Consider the following 2,669-nt stretch of genomic DNA (forward strand, 5'->3'; position numbering starts at 1 on the left):
TGAAGGTATCCCTCGTAGAAATGCGTAATTTCCTTCATTATGGGGTAGGCAGTCTCTCTAAGAAATTGCTTATCCTGGGTGTAGAGATATCGCCACCAATATAGCTCCGCATACCAGGCAGAGACATGTTGCATATATCTGCATTTGGAGTATCCTAGCTCCTTGTAGTGACCACCATTAAACCAAAGGACCCCCGGCAGCTTTACTCCGTCGATCCCATATAGCTTCTTGGTCTCTTCTTTTAAATAGGGAAGGTCTCTTTCTACAATCCTATAAAAAGGATCTCCTAGTTCTGTGTGGTTACTGGTATAGGTGAGCCAATAAATCTCCTGAAGATTAATATCAGTGAGAAGCACTCCATGCCAGCCTTGATGCTCTCCCAAATAACCAGGAACATAGAGCTGAGGGAGAAAAGAGGAATTCCTGGCGCTTGAGGCAAGGGCGTATAAGGAAATATACCAAAGATTCTCGATGAATTTATCACTCAAGGAAATAAATGACTTTGACCAAAAGCGACCCCACCATTCCTGGTGCTCCTGAAGTAAGGCACCGTATCCTTTATTTTGTGCCTTATCCAGAAGCTCGCTGCACTTCTTGAGGGGATCCTTGGCTTCATGCGAAGTTGAGACGGCTACATACAGCGTAAACTCAACACTCTCTTCTTTCTGGAGTGTGACAACAACGGCATTTCGAAATTCCTCTACAGTGTATTCCGCTCCCACAATACTCATCGCTGCAGCATAACGAAAACCATCAGGGAATTCATAATCAATCCAGATTTTCTCACCATCAGTACCTAGAATCGGCTCGCCAATGTCTTCATCGGTATCCCTTTTGAAGTCGATTCTAACCTGACCATTTTTCTTTGTATTAAACTGAGAGTGGATAACAAGCACATTCAAGAGGGCACTGACAAAGGAGACTGTTCTTCCTTTGTCTTCACCGGACTTGAAAATTGTAGTCACACAAGCATTATAGAGAGATAGACGCTGTTCAAAACTGGTAAGATTAGAGGATAAGTGGCAATCATAGAACCTCATCTTTAATCTTGCACAATGCTTGAAAGTGGGAGGGCAGTTAGCATAACCATATTCTGTATTGGGGCCCCAATGGGCGCGTCTCTGCTCTGGATCGACAAGTCTCTCATCGAAACCTCTTTCGATTTTCTCCAAGACCTCCTGGTGTGTGCTTAAAGGATAATTAAAGCCTTCATACCGAAAATCAGCAACGTCTATCTTTGTAATGCCCCACTCAAGGTCATCTTCTCCAAAAACCACTCCGTGTAGGTCTCCATTGCCTATTACCAATCCGTTCTGCCACTTTGAAGACAGAGTCTGATATAGTATCTCGTGTTGTTCAAGATAAGAGGAGATGTCTACTCTACTTTCGATATTGCTACTTTCATGACAATTCTTTCTAATGCGCTTTTCCATACAATTCCTCCTTAAATAAGTTCTACGTCTGCAATAAACCAGTCATAACAACCAGATTCTCTTTGCTACAATTGACGACTTTGACTCTAGTTCTTGCGGCTTCCGCAGAAACAAACAGTTCATCATAGCTAATATCCTCATACCTGACACGTAGTGGGAGATTCTATCATCAGTCCACTCCTTTCCCTTCTTTATCTCCCATCTTCTTTCTCCCCCTATTAATCGTTAATTAGATATTGTTCATTCTTTACGGAACACATTTTCTTTTCTCAAGCATGACCCTTAGGACTGCGTATATTCGTCACTATTTACCGCTTTTTCAACGAATCAAAAAGTTGTTTGACTATTCAAAAGTACCTCAATTTGCTTGCCCAATTGCGGAAGCTAGGCTAGCTATGGCGGGACAATAGCCAAGAGTATGTCACAGATTCATATTCTCAATCTCTTCTTTTGTAATCAAGGTCAAAGGACGTAGTGTAAAGCCACCATCAAAAGTCACATTTGTTCCTGTTGCAAAGGATGCTTTATCGGAAACCAAGAATGCATATATTGCTCCCAGGTCTCTTGGTCGTCCCAGACGAGCAAGAGGAATGTTACTCATGAAGCTCTTTCCCATCTTGGAATCACTTACCACTCTCGGTAGGATTCCCCCTGCCCAATTGGGCGAGTCTATCAGCCCGGGTGAAACTGTGTTAACTCTTATCCCGTAGGGAGCAAGTTCTATGGCAACTGTTTCGGCAAATACCTGCACGCCTGTCTTACTAACCCTATAGGCTGCCTCTTTGTAGGCCGGATTATATTGAATAGTTGACGAAGTAAACAGTATTACTCCCTTTCTTCTTTCGATCATGTATTTGGCGACTTCCCGAGTGAAAAGCATTGCACCAGTCAGATTTGTGCCTATTATCCGATTCCAGCACGCCAGGGTAATCTTGGTTACAGACTCCCATTCGATGATTCCTGCATTACTTATAAACACATCAATTTTTCCCAGTTGGCTGATTGTCTTGTGAACCACACCGATTACCTGTTCTTCCTTTGATACATCAGCCTCGATAGCAAGGACTTTCCGACCCAGTTTTCTTATTTCCTCCTGGGTTGACCCTTTTCCTTTTTCAACCTTGATGTCACAATAGGCAATATCGACTCCTTCCTCAGCCAGGGAAAGAGCCACGGCCTGACCAATACCTCTTTCAGCGCCGGTTATCAAAGCAGTCTTATTTTCTAATCCAAAAT

2 protein-coding genes are annotated in these 2,669 nt (G+C 43.0%); both read right to left on the reverse strand.

All coding sequences use genetic code 11. The features are described from left to right. A partial coding sequence (locus E3J62_07725) for a hypothetical protein (GenBank protein TET45378.1) occupies positions 1 to 1,433 on the reverse strand: 1,433 nt, incomplete at its 3' end. 421 nt (positions 1,434 to 1,854) lie between these two features. After that, positions 1,855 to 2,669, reverse strand: an 815-nt coding sequence (locus E3J62_07730; protein ID TET45379.1) for an SDR family oxidoreductase, incomplete at its 5' end; no start/stop codon positions are given.

Source organism: candidate division TA06 bacterium, from assembly GCA_004376575.1.
Lineage (GTDB): Bacteria > Hydrothermota > DG-26 > E44-bin18 > E44-bin18 > E44-bin18.